Genomic DNA, 20,437 nt, shown 5'->3' with positions numbered 1-20,437 from the left:
ACGAGAGTCTGGCTATCGCTATCCGGCGGGAGATCTCCCGGCGGAGCATCACGATGCGTGAGGCCTGCCTGATCGCCGGCTGGCAATCGAACTCTCACCGCGAGAGGGTCTCTCTTTATATACGTGGCGACACCCGGGCGCTGGGTCACGAAGCCGCTCTGAAGCTCGCGGAAGCGCTGGGCATTAAGCTGCGCTACGACATCGTCGCTCCGAAGCCGGGGTCCGTCGCGCTGACGAGGCTGGCGGCATGACGACCGTCCTCGCCCTCGATCTCGCAACCAACAGCGGCTACGCGGTCCTCGATGACAGCGGCGTCCGGGCGGTCGGGTCGTGGCGTCTCGACGACGGCATCAGGAAGACCGCGACAAAGACGATCGCGGCTGTGCCGATCAACGACCAGCACGTCATCCAGTCGAAGCGCCTCCGCCGCTGGATCGGAGAGATCCTCCAGCGCTTCGAGATCGATTTCGTCGTCATAGAGAAAGACACCGGGCGGTTTGCCTCGGCCGTCCTCCTCGCCCGCCTGCAGGCCGCGGCTCACGAAGCCGCGTACGACGCCCACGTTCCGTCCGTGATCTCTCGGCTGGGCGACTGGCGCGGCCGCATTCATGGCGCCGGATATCTGAACGACAAGGATTTCCTGAAGGACGAGGCTCGCCGGATCTGCGCCGTCGACGGCGTTGCGGTTCCGGATGCCGATGCCGCCGAGGCCTACCTCATCGCCAAGGATGCCCATGCCTACGGGTTCGATGCGCTCCGGGCCGATGAGAAGGAAACGAAGAAGCGGAAGCAGCAGAAGGCCGTCAAAGCCCGGCAGATCGCCCGCGAAGCGAACAAGGCTGCGGTTCTCGAAGCCAAGATGCGCGCCCCCTCCGCGCCCCGAATCCGGAGGAAAGCCGCATGAATTTCGCACTCGACCGCGACTGGAGATCCATCCTGAAACGCGCCTGGTCGGTCCGCCTGATCGGCGTCTCGGTCGTCCTATCCGGAGCCGAGGTCGCACTCCCGTATCTCGACGGCGTCCTGCCGGTCAAACCGGGAATCTTCGCCATCCTGTCGTTCGGCACCACGATTGCCGCCGGCATCGCCCGTCTGGTCGCCCAGCGCGATCTGGAGGCCTGACCGTGGCCACTCTCGCAGATCTCTTTCGCCGCCTCTTTTCTTCTCGGAGCACGCCTGTGTCCGTCCCGCGTCCGACCGCTGCGCCGCGTTCGAAGACCAAGTCCCGCCTTGTCGTAGGCGGCGCCGGTACCGCCCTCCTCGCCGCGACCATCGCTTTCGTCGGCGGCTGGGAAGGCAAGCGAAACGAAGCCTACCGCGATGTCGTGGGAATCTGGACGGCCTGTTACGGCGAAACCCGCAACATCAAGCCGGGTATGACGTTTACCGATGCCGAGTGCGACGCCCAGTTCGCCCCGCGCCTCGTCGAGTTCGAGCAGGGCATCCGGGCCTGCCTGACCGCTCCCGATGCCATCCCGGACGGTGCGTATCGGGCGTTCGTGTCGGTCTCCTACAATATCGGCATCGCAGGATTCTGCCGCTCGTCGATGGCGAGGAAGGCAAACGCCGGCGACCTGGTCGGCGCATGCAATTCGCTGCGCCTCTGGAATAAGGCCGGCGGTCGCGTCGTGAAAGGCCTCGATAACCGTCGTCGGGCCGAGCAGAAGATCTGCCTCGAGGGGCTCCGCTGATGCTCCCCGAAATCATCTTTTTCATCATCGCAGCGCCGGCGATCGCCGGGTTTTCGCTGACGATCGCATGTGCACGGGCGCATGCGAAAACACGGAGAGACTACTGATGATCAAGCGTTCCCTCATTCGACTGTCGCTGATGATGGTCGTCCCGCTGAACCTCGTTGTTGCGGCTCTGCTTCTGGGTGAAACTGGGTCTGTCGAAATAGTGAGCGTCAGCTTGATCATAGCGCTGCCAGCCCTTCTCCTCATCGAGGCGGCGACAGCAATCAGGAAGCGGCTGGCGTGACCAGCTACCTCCTCGCCGGCATCTCTGTGATCGCGATCGGCGCCATCGCATTCGCCGGCGTCCAGTCATCGCGCCTGTCTGCCGTCCAGGCTGATCTCGCGACCACCCGCCAGGAACTTGATGTCTCCGAAGCCAGACGCCGCGGCGCCGAGTCCGCACATCGCGAGATCGTCGAGCAGCTCGCCGCCGTCAGTCGTCAGGCGGACGCCGCCGCTCGTCGTGAGGCAGCCCTTCGCGAGCGGATCGCACGGGACACGGACACGGATCGCGATGGCCCAACAGCACCGGTTCTCCGCGACACAATCCGCGACCTCGGCAAGATCTCGGCGCGCCAGGACGACTGGTACGTCGGTCGCCGCCACGTCTGGCGCCTCGTCGTCATGATAGACGGAATCCCTACCAACATCATCGAGACCAAGGATCAGGCCGCCTGCATCGGCGCTGCCGGCGCGGCCGCAGACGCCGTCCGGAAGCTGCCGAATTTCGAGAGAGAGCTGAAGGGCAAGGTCCGGATTTCCTGCTCGATCACGACGCCGGCGGTGGCCGCATGACCGCGAACATTTCCACGCACACCCGGGCCATCTGTGCGTCGATTTGTACGCTCGCGATCGCTGGCTGCACGACGACCACGATCTTGCCGCCGCCTCCTCTCGCAGATCGCATCCCGAGCCAGCTCTTGGAATGCCGTGACCGGCCGACCGTGGGCGATCTCGCCAGGCAGAGCGACGTCGCGAGGTGGGTCGTCGAACTCGATTCAGCGGGTGAGGACTGCCGGCGGAAGAACAAGGCAATCGCCGGGATCGTCGAGAGCGACCGGGCCAGGACAGGAGAGAACTGATGCACAGACGAGATCGCGAAGCATTCCTCGAGGCCGACTTCTTTGACGGGCCGATCGAGGAGAACCGGAAAGTTTTCATGTCGGACAAGATCGCCGTCCTGACGGACGATGACCGTCGTCGCATCGACCCTTTCGCGGGGACCGTACCAGCCGGCGGAGGCAACTTCCTCGACTACGGCAGGAAGCGCTGATGGACACCCTCGCCTACCGCCAGTGGCCGTCCGGAGAGCTGATCCTTGTGGACGAGGCTGCCAGTGCCGAATGGCAGCCGAACCGATTCCGCGATGGCGCGGCCAAGCGGTCGATGCTGGCCGAGGTCCGTGCCCGCGAAGCCGCCGAGATCGGCATGAACCGCGCCGAGCGGCGTCGGCGCGCTGCCCTGGCGAAGAAGGCCGCCTGACATGCCCGCCGCCCCTGCCCTTCCCGCCGACGACTATCCGGACATCCGCTCTCGTCCTCTCCTCGATCGCCTTCTGGACGACGAGGAAGACGACATCCGGGAGCTGATCCGTGTCGCTGGCCTTGGGGCATGGGATCGCCGGCGCAGCTGGCAAGACGACGAGTAACGAGTAGCCGCCGAGACGGGGGTCGGGCGGCAGGAATTCAAGACGGTGCCGAATAACGCGAGGGGTCGCGGGCGCTATGAGGGGTGTAACGAGTATGGCGTCCGAAATCATTTCCGCAGAGATGGTCGTTGCCTTGACCGGCACGATCGGCGTCTTGGGCGCCGGCTGCAAGTTCGCGTGGAATGCGATCGCAAAGAAGATCCGGGACTCGGAAGTCCGGCTCGAAGCGGAACGCGTCCGGCACGAACTCAAGATCGAGACCGAACGTCTCAAGTATGAAGCCGTCGTGGCAGATCAGATCCGCGAAATGCGGAAAGAGATGTCGCAGCAGGAACGCGAGATCAACTATCTGCGCCGCGTCTCCGATGCATACCTGCGGCACATTTCGGTTCTGGAGCAGCTGATGCGCCAGGCAGGGATCGAGATTCCCATTCTCGACTTGCCCGACTTTCCCTCGTCCGATGGAGATGTGTGATGACGACTGCCCCCTCGAAGGAGGCAATCGTCTCCGACATCCTCGCCGGCCGCACATCCGCAGCAGAGATGGAGGAGATGTACGGCATCCCGGCCAGCCGAATCCGGAAATGGTGCCAGCGGGCGCGGGAGAAGACCCGGATTTCCGCTCCCACGCCGCCGATCGTGGAGACCGTCGAGGTCGACCCGACGCCGCCGAAGACGGAGCCCTTCATGCTCGGCGGGTCGCCGGCCGACAGGAAGATCGTCGCGCTCGAAGAGCAGGTCCGGCGTCTCCGGAAGTCGTTGAAAGAGGCCCACCGTCAGGCCCTCGACGATGACGCGATGCGGGAGATCCTGGGGTCGATGGTCGCGGAACCGGTCAGGGCTCCGGACTGGACCCTGAAATCCCCGACGATCCGGACGAAACTCCCGGAAGTCCCGGTAGCAATGTGGACCGACTGGCATTTGGGCGAGACCGTCTCCCGCGACGAGACGAACGGGCGCAACGAGTACAATGCCGCCATCGCCGAGGCCCGCGTCCACCGCGTCGTCGAAAACACCATCGACGTCGCCCGGCACCACGGTCCCGGCAACTATCCCGGCATCGTCATCGCCCTGGGTGGGGATTTCGTGTCGGGCGGCCTGCACCCCGAGCTGCAGAAGACCGACGAATTCGAGATCCTGCCGTCCGCTCTGAAGTGCCGCGACATCCTGGTTGCCGCGATCGACCGGATGAAGGCCGAGTTCGGATCCGTCTATCTACCGGCGGTCTGCGGCAATCACGGCCGCATGACGCACAAGCCGGAATTCAAGCGGTACATCTACAAGAACGCGGACTGGCTGATCTACCAGATGCTGATCCGGCACTACGCCGACGACCCCACCGTCGTCATCGACTGCCGGCCGGCGAACGAGATTCTGTACCGGGTCTACGGTCTCCGCGTCCTGCTGATGCATGGAGACATGATGGGCGTGAAAGGCGGCGACGGGATCATAGGCGCGCTGGGCCCGATCGCCCGCGGCGAGGTCAAGGTTCGCGGATATTCGTTCGAGTCCTACGATTTCCTGCAGATCGGTCACTGGCACCAGGAATTGTGGCTGCCGAGGACGATCGTCTCCAACACTTTGAAGGGCTACGACGAGTTCGCCAGGCTGGCTCTCCGGGCGCCGGCAACGCCTCCATCGCAGCCTCTGTTCTTCGTCCATCCGGAACGCGGGATCACGTCCCGCTGGTCGATCGCCGCCGAGGAGAAGCCGACGCCGGCCGACGCTCCGTGGCTCCAGGTCTTCCAGGCCGCCGCATGATCCCGCACCCGGTCACCGACCACGCCTGCGTCCGCTATTTCGAGCGCGTCCACGGCGTCGATTTCGACAGCCAGTTCCCCGACGCCAGGCACGATGGCCAACGCCTCGCAGCGATCTGTAGCTATCTGGATATCCAGCCATCTGACGCGAGGGACATGGTCTGCCCACCTCGCCTGCATGCCGGCGTCCACCTGGGCGCGACACTGATCCGCGCTGCCCGACACCGCATGATTTGCGCCGGCGGCCGGGTCGTGACCGTCGTCATTCCGACACCGAAAATGAAGCGCCGGCGTCGGCCGAGCCTGGAGATCGCAGCATGACTCTCGCAATTGTATTCGCTTTGCTCGTCGTCGCGCATGCCCTGGCCGACTATCCGCTCCAGGGGGAATTTCTATCGAAAGCGAAGAACCGGAAGTCTCCGATCCCAGGCGTACCTTGGTATCAAGCGCTCGGCGCCCATTCCTTAATCCACGGCGGCTTCGTCGGCGTTATCGTCGGCACGCTCAATCCGGTCGCCGGACTCGTCCTTGGCACTCTCGAAACCATCGCCCATTTCGCCGTCGACGACGCGAAATGCCAGGGCCGGATCTCATACAATCTCGACCAGGCGCTGCATCTCGGATGTAAGATCGCCTGGGTCGCAATCCTCGCGGTGACCGCATGACGATCTACCAACCGCTCCCAAAATCCGCCATCGCCCTCGGCGGCGGCCGCTACCTGGACCTGCTCGATCCCCAGCCCGCCGATATCGACGTCTACCGCCTGTGCCGTGTCCTGGCCGGCATCCCTCGCTGGTCTGGTCAGCCTGATACGCCCTGGACTGTCGGCCAGCACTCTCTCGTCGTCGGCAAGATCGTCCAGTCGCGGTACCGCGATCCGAAACTGACGCTCGCTGCGCTTTTGCATGACGGCCATGAGTACGCGACCGGCGACATCAATACTCCGCTCAAGAGGCTTCTCGGACCGGCGATCGTGGCGATCCAGGGCGGCCTGGACGCGGCGATCTGCGACCGTGTCGGGGTGGATATCGAGGCGATGCATGGGGCGATCGTCAAGGCTGTCGATGTCGAGGTCGGTTGGTGCGAGGCGATCCTGTTCGGGATGGATGCCGACGATCCGGACCAGCGGAAATTCGTGCCGGCCCGCTATGAGATGGCGACGGATATCGAGTTCGAGATCCGCAGGTTCCTCCGATATCCCGGCGATGATCTCGATGTCGCGGCACTCATGATGATGGCGATCCAGGAAGCTGGAGGCATCCTATGAGCGACGAGAATCCGAAAGCGCTGGTCGGTCGGCAGAAAGCGCCCCTCACTCACGTCGTGCCCGCGACATCGCTGGCCTGGCTGGCCGAAGCCCATCTCGACGGCGCCGAGAAATACGGACGCCTGAACTGGAGAGAGAAGAAGATCGCCCTGACGGACTACATCGACGCCATCCAGCGGCACATCGATGCGATCAAAGAGGGTGAGGATCACGCCGGTGATTCAGGCCTGCTGCATCTCGCCCACATCATGGCTGGGGCGTCGATCGTCATCGATGCGAGAGCTTGTGGTTGCCTGATCGATGACCGGGTGTTTCCGAGGGCGGACGCACTGGAAGCGTCGAAGGTCGAGATCTTGGAAGCCCGGCGGGGCCGACACGAGAGGAAGGCTGCGGCCTGAAGACCCTGCTGCGCAGGCGTTGTACCTATTTCGCGATTTCAGTAACAACCGTCGGCTGCCTCAAGCGCGAGGTCTTCCCGGTCCGTTATACCGGCTCGCAAATCCGGTATAACTGCTCTCGCCGCTGGCCTCTTTCGTGAGCACTTCTTCTTCTCGCAAGACAGCAATTTTCAGAGCATACAGCAGCCCCGCAATGCTCGGTATCGACCCCGGAAAGTCGAAATCGCGCCGCCCAGGCAAGTCGGCTTCGAGGTAGTCACCAAGAGCCCGATGCAGTTTCTTAGCTGTCAACATATCGATCACGTCGCGTTCTCATTGACGTGAACGTAGCCAAATTTCGTTTAAGCTTTGAGAATGCACGTAGAACGGCTCGGGATGTGCGGAAGGTAATCAGTCGTCGGGACTGAGAGCTGGGCTTCAGCGGTCAATCTGAAGGTCGTTTTCTGATGTTGACTGATTCAGCGGTCGTCGAAATTGGGCAACGCGCTCTTTCAGGCGATCGTCGAGAAGCTGCAGGCCTGCGCGGATCTCAGTGGTCTCCGAGGACGACAAGTCGCCGAACAAGTTTTCTTCGACGCCGCACCAGATCTCGCGAACCAACGCTTGGGTTTCGGCGCCGGCCGGGGTCAGGGCGAGAGCGATTTTCCGATGATCGGATTGATGCGGGACACTATCGATAAGCCCTTTCGCGACGAGTTTGGTCGACATTTTCGAGGCAGTCGAGGATCGGATTTTCAGGCGGTCAGCGACCTCCGAATTCGTAATCGAGGCATCGGTCTTGAGAGCGCAGATCAGCTCGTCTTGACCAGGCCGCAGGTCAGCGACGCGGAGAGCGATATCGACGTGCGCTCGGGTGAGCTTCGCGACGTACAGTAGCTCTGTGACGGTCTGGTAGCCCGTCTCGCTTGGTGGCGTTTCCGATGACTGGTCCATGAGGCCTCCCTGTCATCGCCTTATAGATCGCGACCGGACACAACGAAAAGAACGAAATACCGTTATCGTTCGCTTTCCTGATACTTTTTGATGCCGACGCTAAGGCATTGAGAAAGCTGACGAATATTGACTTTTGCAGGGATCGGTTCATGATGGGGAGGCGTCAAAAATGACGCGGCCCGAGGCGGTGTTCACGCACCGGCCCGGGCCTAACCCAGGTCACGGAGATAACATGACCAAGGCTCGGGGCATCATAGCCCAAACTCCCGCAGTTTTCACCCGCGATGGCTCAGTTTTCGCGAATTCTCGCGACGTGGCCGCGTACTTCGAACGCCGCCACGATTATGTTGCCAGGGCGGCCGCACGCCTGGCTCGCAAGGGTGTCCCACATTTGTGGGAGGCCCCCTACATCGATGCGCAGAACGGCCAGACCTACATGTCCTACGACATGAATCGCGACGGTTTCACTCTCCTCGCGATGGGCTTCACCGGCGACAAGGTGCTGCCATGGAAGCTCTCCTACATCGAGGCTTTCAACAAGATGGAGAAGGAGCTTGCCAGCCGGCCGGCTGTCCCCGCGCCCGTCGCCCCGTCCGCGATCGATTTCAACGATACTCTCCAACTGTCCGAACTCGCGACCAACCTCGCGAACTTTGCCAAGCAGATGAAGGAGCGGGCCGAGTTCGCAGAGGCGAAGATCGCCAAGGATGCGCCGAAGGTCGCCTTCGCCGAGGATTTCGGGGACCTCTCTGGCACCTACAATTTGCGGACGTGCGGAAAGATGATCGGCGTCCCGGATCGTGAGTTCTTCGCCCACCTCCGCCGCCGGTATCTCTATGAAGACGTGAACGGCAATCTGCTGCCGAGGGCGGAGTTCCAGAATCGCGGCTGGTTCGTGGTGAAGCCGGTTCCTACACTGAGCAGGAAGGCGCACTTCCAGACCCGGGTGACCGCGCCGGGGTACCAGCGCCTGTGCCGGGATTTCGGCCGCATCGACGACCTCGCCGACATGATCCCCGGCGGCACCGACATGCGGCCGAAGCTGGCGCTCGTCCAGTAGCCAAAGAGAGAGGGGTCGCACCGGCGGCCCCTACACCATAAAAGCCAATAATATGCCGCATAAAATTGCGACATCCTATTGACCATTCCTCTAATGCCGCATATGTATACGACACGGGAACGGCATATGCCGGCCCAACCGGTAGAGGACACCGAAATGACGAACTCCGAAATCTTCTCGCTCGCACACGATCTCACCAAGGGCCTGGTCACCGAAGGCATCTCCTATAGGGCCACCTTCGGCTTGGTTCTGAAGATGGTCCGCCGGGCCGTCTCTCACGCTGCGTGGGGCCCGGTCCTGGACACGCGGCAGGTCATCAAAAAGCTGGCGACCGCTGGTGAACTGGCCACGCTGCCGACCATCGTCGGCGTCTCCGAGAAGCAGATCGCTTATGCCACGAAGATGCGTGGTCAGCGCTTCACGAATGCGCTCGGCTGGGTGAACCGTCTCCGGGAGATCCTCGACGATACCGAGGACCAGAAGGCGCTGGACGTTGTCGAGCGCGAGCTGCGGAACAACTCCGACGCGAAGTTCTGGCTCGATGTCGTTGGTGAGCACGTCAACGAGGAGACGATCGGCCGGATCTATCACCACGCCGTCGCCGCCTGATTTTAATCAAACAAGGAATGAAGCGATGACGAACCACGACAACAATCCCGACTGGCAGGAAGTCGCCGAGCGGCTTTTCGGCTCTGACTGGATCGCCCCCCTCTCCGAGGTCCTCGGCGTCAACCGCCGGACCGTGGAGCGCTGGCGGTCCGGGGCGGTCTCGGCGCCTGACCGGGTCGCCGACGAGATCACCGACCTCGCCCGGCGGGGCCGCGACAACCGGAATTACGGAATCATGCTTCGAAGGGCGGCAACCGGCGAGAGCCCGATGGCTATCCGGGACGCCGCGCAGGCACTGGTGCTCGACGTTCTCGACGAGGTGCCGGTCGCGATGAAGGCCGCTCGGGATTCCGACATGAGAGAGCCTTGCGTCGCGACCATCGCGATCGACGCCGCCATCTCCCACGCCAAAGAGACCGGTGCGACTTTGATCAAGGTGTCCGGGCGCATCCTCGCACCCGGCTGCGAAGGCCGGGAGCACCACATTGCCACGGCGGACGATGCCTCTACCGCGGTGCCCGCGGACCTCACCCGCCGGGCGAAGGATTGGGCGAACGGAGTCCAGGCGCTCATTATTTCGCGGGGACATTCCCTGATGAGTGTCAGGACCGAGTACTCCGGCAACGCGGACGTGTTGTGGGGTCCGGGAGCGCTGAGCAAGCGCATTCTCGAACTGATCGCCGCCGAGGGTGATGGCGACCGGTCATGAATCTCCGCTCTCTCATGACCCGGGCACACCGCAAGACCCGCCGCCTCGTTCGCGCCGGCATCTCCTACGCCGCGACCCTCCGCCTCGTCCTTCGCGATCTCTGGTCCCTCCTCCGGCGGCCTCTTCCCGCACTCGTCGGCCGGCGCCGGGACGTGATCCGTGCGGAATCCCTGCGGGCGACGTGGATGCCTTACTACGTCCGCGAGATCGAAGGCGCGGTCTTGGAATTCCAGGACGAAGAGGGCGTTTTCGAACGCGGTCTGGAGCTGACGCGGGCACTGTTCCGGAACGACGCCGGCTTCTGGATCGACGTCGGCCGAGGCGGGATGGTCGGTCTCGACCGGCTTGGCGAGATCGTCCGCGGAGAGCGGGCAGCAGCCATCTAACTGGAGAGAAACATGGGATTTCTGAAGGACATCGCCGCACGCTCTGACGCCAACGCGGCGTCTGGAAGTGCGTCGGCGCCAGTACCAGCGCCGATCGCCACTCCGACGGCGCAGGCGAACGACACAGGTCACCGGGTCACATCGACTGGCATTACATATCAAGTCGCGACGAAGGCCGGATCATGCGGCGGTCGGTCTCGCGGCTACAACATCACAGCCGGCGCGGTAATGCATGCCGTCCCTATCGCCGCCGGCGCAATACTGGACAACCAGTCCGCTGCGTGCGGAGCCCGACCGGCGGTCATGTGGTCCGATCAGCACGACGAGGAGGTGACCTGCCCGAAATGCCGGAAGCGCCTCGGACTGTAGATCAAAACGAGAACATCCTTTAGCCTCCGGGTCCTACCGACTCGGAGGCTTTCTCATTGTCGAAACGCGCTCGCCGAACCCGTCCCATGGGCGTCCTCCCGCCTGACGCGGGCATCACCGACGCACACATGCGCACGATCATCGCACTCGCGATCGAAGAGATCCCAGTCGATCTCCGGGCCCGTATCGCGATGAAGAGGCCGGCCGTGTCGTGGCAAGATTACGATGAAGCCCGACGCCAGATCGCAGAGCATTTGGTCTGCAGGATCCGCGAATCTGTGCGGTGCGATTATGGAGGACCGGGCGCGAACGGAGGGCACGGGTGAGCGGTCTATTATACTGATGTGCGGGTTTCCGGTACATGAGCATAATAGAGATTGTGGTCCCTTGGTGGCCGAGCTGATCCACAATTCGATCTCTTCTCGTCGCTTCCTCAAAGCATGATCGGTGCTAGAGGTGAAACTTGATGCCCGAAGGAGGGAACACGGTGCATAATGATTCAGGACACATCAGAATCCTTATTCGAAGACTTCAGCGTTCAACTGGACTGAACGAAGAGGAACTGGCGGATCTGCGTTCTCTCCCTATCCAGGTTCGCGAGGTAGGGAGAAACGAAACGATCAGTCATGAGGGCGATCGCGTCGATCATTGCATGCTGGTCGTCAATGGCTTCGTGGCGCGGTACCAGGACACCCGGGAGGGGATGCGCCAGATCCTTTCGTTCTACGTGCCGGGCGACATCCCGGATCTCCAGACGCTGCATCTCGCGACCATGGATCACAGCGTCGCGAGCATCACCGCGGGTAAAGTCGCGATGATACCGCACGGGGCACTGCACGACATCTGCGACCGCAACAGCCGGATAGCCAGCGCCCTGTGGCGCGAGACACTGATCGATGCCGCGATCGCGAGAACGTGGTTGCGCTGCCTCGGTCGACAGCAGGCGCACTCCCGCATTGCCCACATCCTGTGTGAACTCTACACGCGCCTCAATGCCGTGGGCTTGGCCGAACATCCCATCCGGATGCCGTTTACCCAAGCGGAATTCGCGGACGCGACCGGACTCAGTGTGGTCCAAGTTAACCGGACGCTGCGGGAACTTCGCGAGGAGGAACTGATCACGGTCAGAAAGCGGGAGATGGTGGTGCATGACCTGGCGCGGCTGCAGCATGTTGCGGAGTTCGATCCCCTCTATCTGCATCTCGATCCAGCGCAGCGCAGATAGGCGACCACAAAATATTCGAAGGAGAAGGGATCGGAAGGGTCGTGAGAACGTCTACGGATTGGTCCCAGTTCCCACACCGGAGATTTTGATGCCACTCTACTTTTTCGACGTCCTGGACCAGGGCGAATTCAGTGAAGACGATGTTGGCATCGAATGCCGTTCGCTTGAAGATGTGCGGAAAACTGCAATCGATGCTCTGCCAGATATCGCAAAATCAGTAGTGCCCCGCGACGACCACCGTACAATATCGGTCACAGTTCGGGACGAGACTGGCACAAGCATATTCCGGGCATCGCTGACCTTGGACGCGGGCTGGCTCGGCGAGAAAGCCGGAGACTAATTCGCCCCCGGCCCCAAGTAGGTGGTGATCACCGTCACCGCCCGCCGGCCTGATCGACACGCTGCTGCAGAACGTCGCCCAAGGCCCTTGATTCGGCTTCCTCCTTGGCTTTCTCGATGTACGCCCGCTCCCATCCCTCGAGCGACCTGCCAATCGTCGGCGTCGGCGTCCTCACGGCGAGGATCTCGTCAAGCGTCACCGGTCGGAAGTCCCAGTTGTCTACGCCGACATCGACCGCGCCGGCGACGAGACGATTGCCGTGCACGTGGCCGAAGAGATGCACGGAGTCCCTGTAATAGGCCGGCCATTCCGCCATCGGATAGTGACACATCACCACCCGCTTGCCGTCGACGGCGATCTCTTTCAGATCGTGCACCGATTCCCAGGCCCAGCTCCGCACGGACGCCTTATCGTGGTTGCCGACGACCAGATGCTTCTTTCCGTGAAGCATCCCGAAGATCTTCTCGGCATCATCGACAGGCATCTTGTAAGCAAAGTCCCCTAGATGCCAGACCTCATCACCCGGCGCGACCGTCGCATTCCAGCGCTTCACCATTTCACTGTCCATGCGCCCGACAGTCTTGAAAGGCCGCTGGCACATATCAATGATGCCGGCGTGGCCGAAATGGTGATCTGCGGTAAAGAAAATCCTGCTCATCGTGGCCTCCATCGCCGCATACTACTGTCTCTTAATGCTCTGAAGCTTCCATCTCATGACGTTGAGAGCGATACTTTTACGCATCTCGCTATCGCTATTCGTCCAAACTTCCAGAGCCGAACAGACGAAATCGTTGGGCGGAATGCCCTCGTCCTCTTCGATCTTCCGCAGGCGTTCGCGCAAATGCTTCGGGATCACGATCAACATTGTAGGCCTCCATCGCCTCAGTTTCTGATTTCGAGCCGGTCCCTGTTGTCGACCAGCGCTTCGACGATGCGCGCCAGATAACGCAGGGAACCGCCCTTCCAGGCTTTCCTCAGCAAATCTTCTTCATCCGGTGCGACGGGCGGGATCATGCCGTCGATAAGGCCGCGCTTCCTGCTGATGTCGTCGACGATCCGCCTGGCGAGAGGACCGATATGCTGCGGGCCGGGATCAGGCATTTTCACGACATCGAAGCGGTCCCTCAGCGGTGCCGGGATCGAGAGCGTGTTCGCGGTCGCGACGAACGACACGTGCGAGAGATCAATCGGCGCGTCGAGAGCGGTCTCATAATACGCCTGGGCAGTATGCGTCTCGAGCATCGGCAGCAGCGCGTCGACGAGGGACCCGTTCTCATAGTGCCTCCCCGCCTTCTCGATCTCGTCGAGAATGATGACCGGATTCGCGACGCCGTGCTGGCGGATGGTTTCGCCGGGCGTCGAGAGTTGCGAAGAATGCCACCTCGCCGGCGTTCCCCCGAAGCTGTTGTCGCCGCTGCTAGCGCACGGGAAGACGAAATGCGGAGTGTCCAGCATCGCTGCGATCGCCTGCAAGAGAGACGTCTTGCCGGTACCGGGCGCGCCGACCAGGAGCGTGGGTCGCAGCTTGATGACCTTGCCGACGCGGATGCCCGAGAGGAGGCGCCGGATCACATCGCCAGCGTGGGGCCATTCCTCGAGGAGCATAGCAGTCGGGTCGCTGTAGACCGTCCGCAGCGGGATGTCGGCGTTCACGATCGCCTGGCAAGCTGTCCACAACGCTTTGGTCGCCGTCGTCTTGGGCGTGGCGATCGGCGAGTTGAGGACCCGTGCCGTCGGACCAGTCGGGGTCGGCATCCGCTTCCAGCTGTCGTCTGCCTCCTCGGCGATCGCCGGCTCCTGCTCCTGGTCTCGGGCGCCTACCTCGTCGCGAAGGACCGACAGGATCTCAACGAAGTCCGCCGGCGAACTGGCTTGTTCGACCGCGGTGTCGAGGTGGACGCAATCGAACGAAAGCGGATCCCAGCCGATGGGCCAGTCGGACGCGGGAGTGCCAAAATGCCGGCGCAGGACCTCCGTCATATGTCCTTCGCCGACGCGGGTGACGTCGATCTCTGCAGCGACGACCCGAGACAGAACGTCCGGCATCGCGTCGTCGGGCGCGAGGTACAGCAGGACGTCGTTGTTCCCCAGCGCCCTCAAGGTCTCGCGGACATCGATCTCGCGCCGGCCGACGTCCAAGGTCGGGCCCTGCACTTCGTGCGGCATGCCAGAGAAATACGTCCGGGCAGCCCGCCTGGCAGACCGCTCCCAGTTTTCGTTCGACCGGATGACGATGAGCCGCCGCCTGTCGGACAGCCGCTCAGGCATACGAAGTTCAGGATTTGCGAGGAAGACCGCTTTCAGCGTCGGCGTCCGGGCGTCTTCAACGAGAGCCTCGATGCCGAGATCCTCCGCGTCGACGTCATCGCCGGAGAAAGTCTGGCCTTCGGAGAGAAGGCGGCGATGATCTCCGACGAGGCGAGAAAGCTTTTTCATGAAGCACTCCAGAGTCGACGGTTACGGGCCTCATCGCCCAGGTTCCGTCTGGAAGCGTTCTGGATAGCAGCTACAGGTTAAGATCGCTTAACGATTATCCCGAGATTTCTTCATAGCTCTTCGAAATCTTCGAAATCGTCGTCGTGTGCTAGTTCGAAGAGCGCCGACCTGGCGGCTTGTTTCGTCAGGCCTTCAGTGCGCATGTCAGAGTAGAGATCGCGTATCTCTTGAGAGAACTCGTCGCGGAGTTGTCGCTGCTTCTCGAGCTTCGCGAGCAGTTTTGGGGGAATGCGGGAATCGCCGCTCAGCCAGCGCGTCACATGCCGCATTGGGACCGTAGTCGACCGTTGCAGGCTTTCGGCTGTCGATCGTGGAAAGACTGCCTTCGCGAGCGCGATCGCGGCTTCGGCGTTGTATGGGACGAAATCGGGTTTTTGAGATTTATCATCGTCGGTCATGGCAGGGGCCTCCGTTCGCCCAGATGGTGTCGCCAGGCATGATGGTAGAGGAAGCCGGCGTGGGGCTGAAGCCTGGCGAGAACATCCGTTCTAGGACGACCGATGACGACGGAAACGGGCGGACAGGTGGAGAACATGGGGGTATGTGCCCCCACCTCCGTCCCCTGCAAATCAGGGAAAGCGCCAAGGAGCGCCCTCGTTCACACCGAGGGGGTCACAGGTTCAATCCCTGTCGCGCCCACCATCTATTTCCAAACAGATATCGACCCCGAAACCCGGCCATGCCTTCCGGGATCAGCCGCTGTAGATCTGCGGCTGCACGACCGGATGGCGGATCCGTCGCCGGTCAGCCCGGGCGCAGGGCGCGCAGGGCGTTAAGGATGACCGCGACGTCGATCACTTCCTGCAGGAGAGCCCCCTGCACGGGCGGCAGATAGCCCGCGGCGGCGGCGAGCATGCCGAGACCCGACAGTCCCAGCCCGACGACGACGCTCTGCAGCGCGATGCGGCGCGAGCGGCGGGCGATCGCCATGGCGTCCGCCAGCCCGTCCAGATCGTCGCGCAGGAGGATGATGTCGGCCGCTTCCGCCGAGGCGGCGGCGCCTTCGACACCCATCGCCACGCCGAGATCGGCCGCAACCAGCGCCGGCGCGTCGTTGACCCCGTCGCCGACCATCATCACCGAGCCGCCGGCCTTTTCCCGGCCGACCAGCGCGATCTTGTCCTGCGGCACGAGGTCGGCGGCGACGGCGTCGAGGCCGAGGTCCGCCGTCACGGCGAGCGCGACGTCGCGGCGGTCCCCCGTGGCCAGCACGATCCGGCCAACGCCGAGGGCCCGCATCCGGGCCAGCGTCGCACCGACACCGTCGCGCAGGCCGTCCTGCATCAGGATGAGACCGGCGAGCCGGCCCTCCACCACCAGCGCGACGATCAGCGCGCCGGCCGGCACCGCCGCATCGAGCGCCGCAAGTCCCTCCGGCGCCAGGGCCGACGCGACGTGATGACGTCCGCCGACGCGCATGGCGCGGCCATCGATCGTGCCTTCCACGCCCTCGCCGGCCACTTCGCGCCCGTCCTGCGGCATGACGAGGGCAAGGTCCCGGCGATGCGCCTCGGCGACCAGCGCCCGTGCGATCGCATGCTGCGAGAGCTGGTCGAGGCTTGCGGCCAGACGCAGGATCTCCGCCTCGTTCCAGCCCTTGGAAGCGACGATCCGGGTGACAGTGGCGACGCCGTGGGTCAGCGTGCCGGTCTTGTCGACGACGAGCGTGTCGATCCGGCCGAGGGTTTCGAGCGCCCCGCCGCCCTTGACCAGAACGCCTCTTCCGGCCGCCCGGGACATGCCGGCGACAATGGCGACCGGGACCGCCAGGATCAACGGACAGGGTGTCGCCACGACGAGGACCGCGACGGCGCGCACCGCGTCGCCCGACAGCCACCACGCCCCAAGCGACAGGGCGATGGTCACCGCCATGAAGCCCAGCGCGTAGCGATCGGCGAGCCGGGCCATCGGCGCCTTGGCCCGCGCCGCCTCCTCCACCATGCGCACGATGCCGGCATAGGTGCTGCGCGCCGCCGATTCGCCCGCCACCAGATCGAAGGCGGCGCCGACATTGCTGGCGCCGCTCATCGCGGCCTCGCCGTCGCTGCGCGCGACCGGCAGCGATTCCCCGGTCAGCGCCGACTGGTCGAGCAGCGCCGCGCCGGAGACGGTTCCGTCCACCGGCAGCACGTCGCCGAGATGGATCAACAGCCGGTCGCCGGGCGCGATGGCGGCGATGGGCACGGTTTCCAGCGCGCCGTCGCGATAGCGCGTCGCATGTTTTGGCACGCGGTCGAGCAGCGCGGTCATCTCGCGGCCGGCGCGGCCTTCGGCAAACGCCTCCAGCGCCTGGCCGCCGGCATACATCAGCGCCACCACCGCGGCGGCCAGCGTCTCGCCGACAAGAAGCGCCGCAAGCATCGCCAGTGCCGCGACGATGTCGAGGCCGAAATTGCCCTGCCGCAGGCTGACGACGATCTCGCCGACGAGAATGACCAGAACCGGGATCACGCCGGCCGTCCACGCCAAGTCGGCGATGTCGGGCCGGCCGATGCCCCAGGCGAGCAGGCCGAACGCCAGCCCGGTCAGCGCGCAGACGATCGCCCCGACCCGCGCCAGACGCCGGACCAGCGCCCCGTTCGGAGCCGCGGCCTTACGCCCGTCCCTCGCCTCAGCCATACGCGCGCTTCATTCCGGTCTTCCCTGCGATAAGACGATGCGTCGAAACACAGAACCACATGACATGCGAAAAACGTAATGTTTTCGCTCTGCGCGAACGGACGGGCATCCGAAGGTCGCGGGATGACCTACTGCTCTCGATCTGCCACCTCCTCGGGAGCTGAAGCGGCACGACCTCGTTGCCACGTGCGAACGCCGCCGCATGTTGCGGCGGCGCTCCGTCTGACGTCATTCGCCCCGGCGCGGCCAGCTGCCGGGCAGACGCGCGCCGGGTCTCGTCGGCTCAGGCCGCGGCGGCGCGTTGGGTGCGGGCGCGCTCCTCCATCGTCCGGCGGATCGTAACGGCCTGGCTCTCGGTCGCCTCGACATCGTCCCAGCTCAGCATCTGCCCCTCGGCGACGGCGCGCTTCAGCGGCATGTTGTGCGCCAGGCCGATCGGCAGGCCGCCCATGGCAAGTGAATCCTCGGCGCGGGCGATCCGGCCCCAGACGGTGAAGCCGCCCTCGCCGTCGAGCACATCGCCGGGTTTCAGGGCCTTCTTGGCGACGGCCACGACATCGGAGACGAGCCCGTTGGTCCGGCCGGTCGGCTCGCCGCGCAATGCGGCGTTGGCGACACTGACGCCGAGCTCCAGCCCGATGAGATGGGAGGGCCGGAACAGGGTCGCGTAGCGGCCGGAACTGTCGGTGACGACCTGATATTCGCGGAAGCAGCGGCGCACATAGTCGGCGCCGCGACCGTCGTCCTCCATCGCCTCGAAGGTGATGTAGACGCCCCATCTCAGATCGCCGAAGACGTGCCGGCCGTCGCGCTCCAGACTGGAGATCACCTCCACCATGCCGGCCTGTTCGAGAATGCCGCCATGAGAACGCGGCTTCAGGATCTCGGCGAGATCATGAGTGCCGACGGGGGGAAACAGCAGCCCGTCGCGCGGCGCCAGGAGGCCCGACGCGTTGGAGATCGCCGCCATTTCGAGCGCCGACTTGGTGCCGTCTAGAAACGAGTTGAACATCTGCGGGTTCATGCCGCCCTTGGCTGCCTCCTCAGGCGTCAGGCCGTAATGGTCCCAGACCGTGTCCGGCGTCGAGGCGGCGTATTGCGGCAGATATTTGGTGCCCTTGCCGGCAGCCACGACGCGGAAGCCGCAGGTGCGGGCCCAGTCGATCATCTCGCAGACCAGCGCCGGCTGGTCGCCATAGGCCATCGAATAGACCAGCCCGGCGCGGTCGAACTCCTCGACGAGATAGGCGCCGGCCAGGACGTCGGCCTCGACATTCACCATGACCATGTGGCGACCGTGTTCGGCCGCCAGCAAGGCGTGCCGGATGCCGGCCGCCGGATGGCCGGTCGCGTCGATCACCACGTCGAGACCGTCGGCGCGGATCAGCGCCTCGCCATCCTCGGTGATGCAGGTCCGGCCCGAAGCCAGCGCATCGGCAAAGCTGTGCGTCGTCGCCGCCTCGGCGTCCCAGCCGGTGTTGGTCAGCGCCGCCTTCGCGCGGTCGGCGGAGAGATCGGCGATGCCGTAGAGATGCATGCCGGGAATGTGCCGGACCTGCGACAGGAACATCGATCCGAACTTACCCGCGCCGATCAGGCCGACGCGAATGGGCTTGCCGGCGGTCTGGCGTGCGAGAAGCTTTGTGTAGAGGTTCATGGCGAAGGTCTCCCTAGAAGATGATGCTCAGACGGCCCGGACAGTTCTGCTGGATCGGTGATGCGGGATCCGGCGATGCCGCCGAGAGCGACCGCCGCCGATCGCTTCGGCGCCGCAGTCTCCCGCCTGCGTCCCGGCGTGGGCGCTCGTTGCGCATCGGCGCAGGGCCTCCCTCCCCGGCGTGATGCGTGTCTCCCCGGTCGGCGGCGGGCCCGCCCGATCCGATCGCGCGTCCATCCTCCCGGACGCGCGATGGCCTGAGGTCTGGAATACCGACCGGAGACGGGCCGGGGCAAACAACTTTCGCCGGCTCATTGATTAGAATATCTAAATCCGATGCCGATCCCGTTCCGCGCCATTCTCGCCTTTCACGCCACCGCCCGCGCCGGCAGCATGGTCGAGGCGAGCGACAGCATCGGCGTCACGCCGTCGGCGATCAGCCAGCAGATCCAGCTTTTGGAAGCCTATTTCGGCATGCGCCTGTTCTCGCGGACCGGCCGCGGGGTCATCCTGACGGAAGCGGGCGAACGCTATTTCGATCTGATCCGGCACGAGGTCGAGCGCGTCGCGAACGTCACCGAGGAGATGCGCGAGCGCCATTCCTACACGGTGCTGAACGTGCGCATCGCGCCGACCTTCGCCAACACTTGGGTGCTGCCGCGCCTGCCGGGCTTTATCACGGCGAACCCCGACATCGAACTGCATGTCGACGCCACGAACGAGCCACCGGACTACAGCCGCGAGGCGATCGACCTGGAGATCCGCCACGGCTCGGGCGGCTGGCCGGGCCTCTACACCGAGTGTCTGCGGGACGAGGAAATGTCGGTCCTGTGCGCGCCGGGCTGTGCGTCGGCCGGCTCGCTCGAAATCGCCGATCTGGCCCGCTTCCGGCTGCTGCATTCAGTCAAGAACGTGGTGCAATGGTCGCACTGGTTCGACGCCCAGGGCGTGGCGCCGCCCAAGGGTCTGCAACGCGCCCTCTTCGACCGGGCGCACATGTCGATCGACATGGCGGTCGCCGGCGTCGGGCTGGCGCTGGAATCGGACCTCACCGCCCAGCGCGAGATTGCCGACGGCCGATTGGTTCGCCCCATGCGGCACGAAAAACGCGTGACGCAACGCTCGCTCTGGCTGGTCTGCCCCCACCAGCACCTCAATCGCCGCAAGGTGCAACGCTTCGTCGACTGGCTGAAAGCAACGCTCGTCGGGTAAGGCCCGCGCGGGT

General features: G+C 64.0%; 31 protein-coding genes and 1 tRNA gene. 24 read left to right on the top strand and 8 right to left on the bottom strand.

Annotated features, from left to right (window positions below):
• Positions 1–53 precede the first annotated feature (53 nt).
• The 16 genes from H536_RS24420 to H536_RS0113605 all read left to right on the top strand — a co-directional run bounded on the left by H536_RS24420 (position 54) and on the right by H536_RS0113605 (position 6,809).
• A complete protein-coding gene (locus tag H536_RS24420; protein ID WP_155898486.1) occupies positions 54–251 on the top strand; it encodes a hypothetical protein in 198 nt (65 codons plus the stop codon).
• Entirely contained in the window at positions 248–904 is a 657-nt protein-coding gene (locus tag H536_RS0113675; protein ID WP_024351011.1) for a hypothetical protein, read from the top strand. Before H536_RS24420 ends, H536_RS0113675 begins: the two co-directional genes overlap by 4 nt.
• Positions 901–1,122 (top strand): DUF7940 domain-containing protein, encoded by a 222-nt coding sequence (locus H536_RS0113670; protein WP_024351010.1) that lies wholly within the window; start codon positions 901–903, stop codon positions 1,120–1,122. Before H536_RS0113675 ends, H536_RS0113670 begins: the two co-directional genes overlap by 4 nt.
• Positions 1,123–1,124: 2 nt before the next feature.
• Entirely contained in the window at positions 1,125–1,691 is a 567-nt protein-coding gene (locus H536_RS0113665) for a lysozyme (protein ID WP_244495442.1), read from the top strand.
• Positions 1,692–1,797: 106 nt separating this feature from the next.
• Entirely contained in the window at positions 1,798–1,980 is a 183-nt protein-coding gene (locus H536_RS0113660; protein ID WP_024351008.1) for a hypothetical protein, read from the top strand.
• A 26-nt stretch (positions 1,981–2,006) separates the two neighbouring features.
• Complete coding sequence (locus tag H536_RS0113655; protein WP_155898485.1) at positions 2,007–2,531, top strand: hypothetical protein; 525 nt, start codon at positions 2,007–2,009, stop codon at positions 2,529–2,531.
• Positions 2,528–2,818: a hypothetical protein gene (locus tag H536_RS0113650; protein ID WP_024351006.1), complete on the top strand. Its 291-nt coding sequence runs from the start codon at positions 2,528–2,530 to the stop codon at positions 2,816–2,818. The genes H536_RS0113655 and H536_RS0113650 overlap by 4 nt, the downstream gene beginning before the upstream one ends.
• On the top strand, positions 2,818–3,009 hold the full coding sequence (locus H536_RS25010) for a hypothetical protein (RefSeq protein ID WP_024351005.1): 192 nt from the start codon (positions 2,818–2,820) through the stop codon (positions 3,007–3,009). The genes H536_RS0113650 and H536_RS25010 overlap by 1 nt, the downstream gene beginning before the upstream one ends.
• Positions 3,009–3,218, top strand: coding sequence for a hypothetical protein (locus H536_RS0113640; protein WP_024351004.1), 210 nt, complete (start codon positions 3,009–3,011; stop codon positions 3,216–3,218). The genes H536_RS25010 and H536_RS0113640 overlap by 1 nt, the downstream gene beginning before the upstream one ends.
• A gap of 1 nt (position 3,219) precedes the next feature.
• Positions 3,220–3,384: a hypothetical protein gene (locus tag H536_RS24415; RefSeq protein ID WP_155898484.1), complete on the top strand. Its 165-nt coding sequence runs from the start codon at positions 3,220–3,222 to the stop codon at positions 3,382–3,384.
• A gap of 94 nt (positions 3,385–3,478) precedes the next feature.
• Positions 3,479–3,859, top strand: coding sequence for a hypothetical protein (locus H536_RS0113630; RefSeq protein WP_024351003.1), 381 nt, complete (start codon positions 3,479–3,481; stop codon positions 3,857–3,859).
• The gene (locus H536_RS0113625) at positions 3,859–5,145 is read left to right on the top strand and encodes a hypothetical protein (RefSeq protein WP_024351002.1); all 1,287 of its coding nucleotides are present in this window, start codon (positions 3,859–3,861) and stop codon (positions 5,143–5,145) included. Before H536_RS0113630 ends, H536_RS0113625 begins: the two co-directional genes overlap by 1 nt.
• The gene (locus H536_RS0113620) at positions 5,142–5,465 is read left to right on the top strand and encodes a hypothetical protein (protein ID WP_024351001.1); all 324 of its coding nucleotides are present in this window, start codon (positions 5,142–5,144) and stop codon (positions 5,463–5,465) included. The genes H536_RS0113625 and H536_RS0113620 overlap by 4 nt, the downstream gene beginning before the upstream one ends.
• Positions 5,462–5,809 (top strand): DUF3307 domain-containing protein, encoded by a 348-nt coding sequence (locus H536_RS0113615; RefSeq protein WP_029703254.1) that lies wholly within the window; start codon positions 5,462–5,464, stop codon positions 5,807–5,809. Before H536_RS0113620 ends, H536_RS0113615 begins: the two co-directional genes overlap by 4 nt.
• Positions 5,806–6,411 carry an HD domain-containing protein gene (locus H536_RS23330; RefSeq protein WP_024350999.1) on the top strand — a complete coding sequence of 202 codons (606 nt, stop codon included), beginning with the start codon at positions 5,806–5,808 and terminating at the stop codon, positions 6,409–6,411. Before H536_RS0113615 ends, H536_RS23330 begins: the two co-directional genes overlap by 4 nt.
• Complete coding sequence (locus tag H536_RS0113605; RefSeq protein WP_024350998.1) at positions 6,408–6,809, top strand: dATP/dGTP diphosphohydrolase domain-containing protein; 402 nt, start codon at positions 6,408–6,410, stop codon at positions 6,807–6,809. The genes H536_RS23330 and H536_RS0113605 overlap by 4 nt, the downstream gene beginning before the upstream one ends.
• A gap of 60 nt (positions 6,810–6,869) precedes the next feature.
• On the opposite strand, the gene H536_RS24410 is transcribed toward H536_RS0113605, so the two are convergent.
• Positions 6,870–7,112: a hypothetical protein gene (locus tag H536_RS24410; RefSeq protein ID WP_155898483.1), complete on the bottom strand. Its 243-nt coding sequence runs from the start codon at positions 7,110–7,112 to the stop codon at positions 6,870–6,872.
• A gap of 114 nt (positions 7,113–7,226) precedes the next feature.
• Positions 7,227–7,742, bottom strand: a complete 516-nt coding sequence (locus tag H536_RS0113600) for a MarR family winged helix-turn-helix transcriptional regulator (RefSeq protein WP_024350997.1) — start codon at positions 7,740–7,742, stop codon at positions 7,227–7,229.
• A gap of 232 nt (positions 7,743–7,974) precedes the next feature.
• On the opposite strand from H536_RS0113600, the gene H536_RS23325 reads away from it, so the two are divergent.
• The 6 genes from H536_RS23325 to H536_RS0113565 all read left to right on the top strand — a co-directional run bounded on the left by H536_RS23325 (position 7,975) and on the right by H536_RS0113565 (position 12,440).
• Complete coding sequence (locus tag H536_RS23325; RefSeq protein ID WP_162142665.1) at positions 7,975–8,802, top strand: Rha family transcriptional regulator; 828 nt, start codon at positions 7,975–7,977, stop codon at positions 8,800–8,802.
• Between the two features lie 126 nt (positions 8,803–8,928).
• Entirely contained in the window at positions 8,929–9,411 is a 483-nt protein-coding gene (locus H536_RS0113590) for a hypothetical protein (RefSeq protein WP_155898482.1), read from the top strand.
• A gap of 25 nt (positions 9,412–9,436) precedes the next feature.
• Positions 9,437–10,120 carry a hypothetical protein gene (locus H536_RS23320; RefSeq protein WP_024350994.1) on the top strand — a complete coding sequence of 228 codons (684 nt, stop codon included), beginning with the start codon at positions 9,437–9,439 and terminating at the stop codon, positions 10,118–10,120.
• Positions 10,117–10,506 (top strand): hypothetical protein, encoded by a 390-nt coding sequence (locus tag H536_RS22640; protein ID WP_155898481.1) that lies wholly within the window; start codon positions 10,117–10,119, stop codon positions 10,504–10,506. Before H536_RS23320 ends, H536_RS22640 begins: the two co-directional genes overlap by 4 nt.
• An 835-nt stretch (positions 10,507–11,341) precedes the next feature.
• Positions 11,342–12,100 (top strand): Crp/Fnr family transcriptional regulator, encoded by a 759-nt coding sequence (locus H536_RS0113570; RefSeq protein ID WP_024350991.1) that lies wholly within the window; start codon positions 11,342–11,344, stop codon positions 12,098–12,100.
• Positions 12,101–12,188: 88 nt separating this feature from the next.
• Positions 12,189–12,440 carry a DUF6894 family protein gene (locus H536_RS0113565; RefSeq protein WP_024350990.1) on the top strand — a complete coding sequence of 84 codons (252 nt, stop codon included), beginning with the start codon at positions 12,189–12,191 and terminating at the stop codon, positions 12,438–12,440.
• Between the two features lie 34 nt (positions 12,441–12,474).
• Here H536_RS0113565 and H536_RS0113560 read toward each other — a convergent pair whose 3' ends face one another.
• The 4 genes from H536_RS0113560 to H536_RS24405 form a co-directional block, all read right to left on the bottom strand.
• A complete protein-coding gene (locus H536_RS0113560; RefSeq protein WP_244495444.1) occupies positions 12,475–13,098 on the bottom strand; it encodes a metallophosphoesterase family protein in 624 nt (207 codons plus the stop codon).
• A gap of 21 nt (positions 13,099–13,119) precedes the next feature.
• Positions 13,120–13,305 (bottom strand): hypothetical protein, encoded by a 186-nt coding sequence (locus tag H536_RS0113555; protein ID WP_024350988.1) that lies wholly within the window; start codon positions 13,303–13,305, stop codon positions 13,120–13,122.
• A gap of 17 nt (positions 13,306–13,322) precedes the next feature.
• Positions 13,323–14,876: an AAA family ATPase gene (locus H536_RS23315; RefSeq protein WP_024350987.1), complete on the bottom strand. Its 1,554-nt coding sequence runs from the start codon at positions 14,874–14,876 to the stop codon at positions 13,323–13,325.
• Between the two features lie 110 nt (positions 14,877–14,986).
• Entirely contained in the window at positions 14,987–15,334 is a 348-nt protein-coding gene (locus H536_RS24405) for a hypothetical protein (protein WP_060576960.1), read from the bottom strand.
• A gap of 174 nt (positions 15,335–15,508) precedes the next feature.
• Here H536_RS24405 and H536_RS0113540 point away from each other — a divergent pair.
• Positions 15,509–15,578: transfer RNA gene (locus H536_RS0113540), tRNA-Val, on the top strand.
• Positions 15,579–15,680: 102 nt separating this feature from the next.
• On the opposite strand, the gene H536_RS0113535 is transcribed toward H536_RS0113540, so the two are convergent.
• Positions 15,681–17,555, bottom strand: a complete 1,875-nt coding sequence (locus H536_RS0113535) for a heavy metal translocating P-type ATPase (RefSeq protein WP_024350985.1) — start codon at positions 17,553–17,555, stop codon at positions 15,681–15,683.
• A 283-nt stretch (positions 17,556–17,838) separates the two neighbouring features.
• Entirely contained in the window at positions 17,839–19,212 is a 1,374-nt protein-coding gene (locus H536_RS0113530) for an NAD(P)H-dependent oxidoreductase (RefSeq protein ID WP_024350984.1), read from the bottom strand.
• A gap of 336 nt (positions 19,213–19,548) precedes the next feature.
• Here H536_RS0113530 and H536_RS0113525 point away from each other — a divergent pair, with 336 nt between their 5' ends.
• Positions 19,549–20,424, top strand: coding sequence for a LysR substrate-binding domain-containing protein (locus H536_RS0113525; RefSeq protein ID WP_024350983.1), 876 nt, complete (start codon positions 19,549–19,551; stop codon positions 20,422–20,424).
• Positions 20,425–20,437: the final 13 nt, after the last annotated feature.

Source organism: Aurantimonas coralicida DSM 14790, assembly GCF_000421645.1.
Classification (GTDB): domain Bacteria; phylum Pseudomonadota; class Alphaproteobacteria; order Rhizobiales; family Rhizobiaceae; genus Aurantimonas; species Aurantimonas coralicida.
Note: the sequence above shows the minus strand (reverse complement) of the source record. Positions and strands in the feature narration are given on the sequence as shown.

What these genes read in the sequence shown, in the direction of transcription:
- H536_RS24420 (WP_155898486.1), top strand. Translation starts at nt 54, where the DNA reads ATGCGTGAGGCCTGCCTGATCGCCGGCTGGCAATCGAACTCTCACCGC.
- H536_RS0113675 (WP_024351011.1), top strand. Translation starts at nt 248, where the DNA reads ATGACGACCGTCCTCGCCCTCGATCTCGCAACCAACAGCGGCTACGCG.
- H536_RS0113670 (WP_024351010.1), top strand. Translation starts at nt 901, where the DNA reads ATGAATTTCGCACTCGACCGCGACTGGAGATCCATCCTGAAACGCGCC.
- H536_RS0113660 (WP_024351008.1), top strand. Translation starts at nt 1,798, where the DNA reads ATGATCAAGCGTTCCCTCATTCGACTGTCGCTGATGATGGTCGTCCCG.
- H536_RS0113650 (WP_024351006.1), top strand. Translation starts at nt 2,528, where the DNA reads ATGACCGCGAACATTTCCACGCACACCCGGGCCATCTGTGCGTCGATT.
- H536_RS25010 (WP_024351005.1), top strand. Translation starts at nt 2,818, where the DNA reads ATGCACAGACGAGATCGCGAAGCATTCCTCGAGGCCGACTTCTTTGAC.
- H536_RS0113640 (WP_024351004.1), top strand. Translation starts at nt 3,009, where the DNA reads ATGGACACCCTCGCCTACCGCCAGTGGCCGTCCGGAGAGCTGATCCTT.
- H536_RS24415 (WP_155898484.1), top strand. Translation starts at nt 3,220, where the DNA reads ATGCCCGCCGCCCCTGCCCTTCCCGCCGACGACTATCCGGACATCCGC.
- H536_RS0113630 (WP_024351003.1), top strand. Translation starts at nt 3,479, where the DNA reads ATGGCGTCCGAAATCATTTCCGCAGAGATGGTCGTTGCCTTGACCGGC.
- H536_RS0113625 (WP_024351002.1), top strand. Translation starts at nt 3,859, where the DNA reads ATGACGACTGCCCCCTCGAAGGAGGCAATCGTCTCCGACATCCTCGCC.
- H536_RS0113620 (WP_024351001.1), top strand. Translation starts at nt 5,142, where the DNA reads ATGATCCCGCACCCGGTCACCGACCACGCCTGCGTCCGCTATTTCGAG.
- H536_RS0113615 (WP_029703254.1), top strand. Translation starts at nt 5,462, where the DNA reads ATGACTCTCGCAATTGTATTCGCTTTGCTCGTCGTCGCGCATGCCCTG.
- H536_RS23330 (WP_024350999.1), top strand. Translation starts at nt 5,806, where the DNA reads ATGACGATCTACCAACCGCTCCCAAAATCCGCCATCGCCCTCGGCGGC.
- H536_RS0113605 (WP_024350998.1), top strand. Translation starts at nt 6,408, where the DNA reads ATGAGCGACGAGAATCCGAAAGCGCTGGTCGGTCGGCAGAAAGCGCCC.
- H536_RS0113600 (WP_024350997.1), bottom strand. Translation starts at nt 7,742, where the DNA reads ATGGACCAGTCATCGGAAACGCCACCAAGCGAGACGGGCTACCAGACC.
- H536_RS23325 (WP_162142665.1), top strand. Translation starts at nt 7,975, where the DNA reads ATGACCAAGGCTCGGGGCATCATAGCCCAAACTCCCGCAGTTTTCACC.
- H536_RS0113590 (WP_155898482.1), top strand. Translation starts at nt 8,929, where the DNA reads ATGCCGGCCCAACCGGTAGAGGACACCGAAATGACGAACTCCGAAATC.
- H536_RS23320 (WP_024350994.1), top strand. Translation starts at nt 9,437, where the DNA reads ATGACGAACCACGACAACAATCCCGACTGGCAGGAAGTCGCCGAGCGG.
- H536_RS22640 (WP_155898481.1), top strand. Translation starts at nt 10,117, where the DNA reads ATGAATCTCCGCTCTCTCATGACCCGGGCACACCGCAAGACCCGCCGC.
- H536_RS0113570 (WP_024350991.1), top strand. Translation starts at nt 11,342, where the DNA reads ATGCCCGAAGGAGGGAACACGGTGCATAATGATTCAGGACACATCAGA.
- H536_RS0113565 (WP_024350990.1), top strand. Translation starts at nt 12,189, where the DNA reads ATGCCACTCTACTTTTTCGACGTCCTGGACCAGGGCGAATTCAGTGAA.
- H536_RS0113560 (WP_244495444.1), bottom strand. Translation starts at nt 13,098, where the DNA reads ATGAGCAGGATTTTCTTTACCGCAGATCACCATTTCGGCCACGCCGGC.
- H536_RS0113555 (WP_024350988.1), bottom strand. Translation starts at nt 13,305, where the DNA reads ATGTTGATCGTGATCCCGAAGCATTTGCGCGAACGCCTGCGGAAGATC.
- H536_RS23315 (WP_024350987.1), bottom strand. Translation starts at nt 14,876, where the DNA reads ATGAAAAAGCTTTCTCGCCTCGTCGGAGATCATCGCCGCCTTCTCTCC.
- H536_RS24405 (WP_060576960.1), bottom strand. Translation starts at nt 15,334, where the DNA reads ATGACCGACGATGATAAATCTCAAAAACCCGATTTCGTCCCATACAAC.
- H536_RS0113535 (WP_024350985.1), bottom strand. Translation starts at nt 17,555, where the DNA reads ATGGCTGAGGCGAGGGACGGGCGTAAGGCCGCGGCTCCGAACGGGGCG.
- H536_RS0113530 (WP_024350984.1), bottom strand. Translation starts at nt 19,212, where the DNA reads ATGAACCTCTACACAAAGCTTCTCGCACGCCAGACCGCCGGCAAGCCC.
- H536_RS0113525 (WP_024350983.1), top strand. Translation starts at nt 19,549, where the DNA reads ATGCCGATCCCGTTCCGCGCCATTCTCGCCTTTCACGCCACCGCCCGC.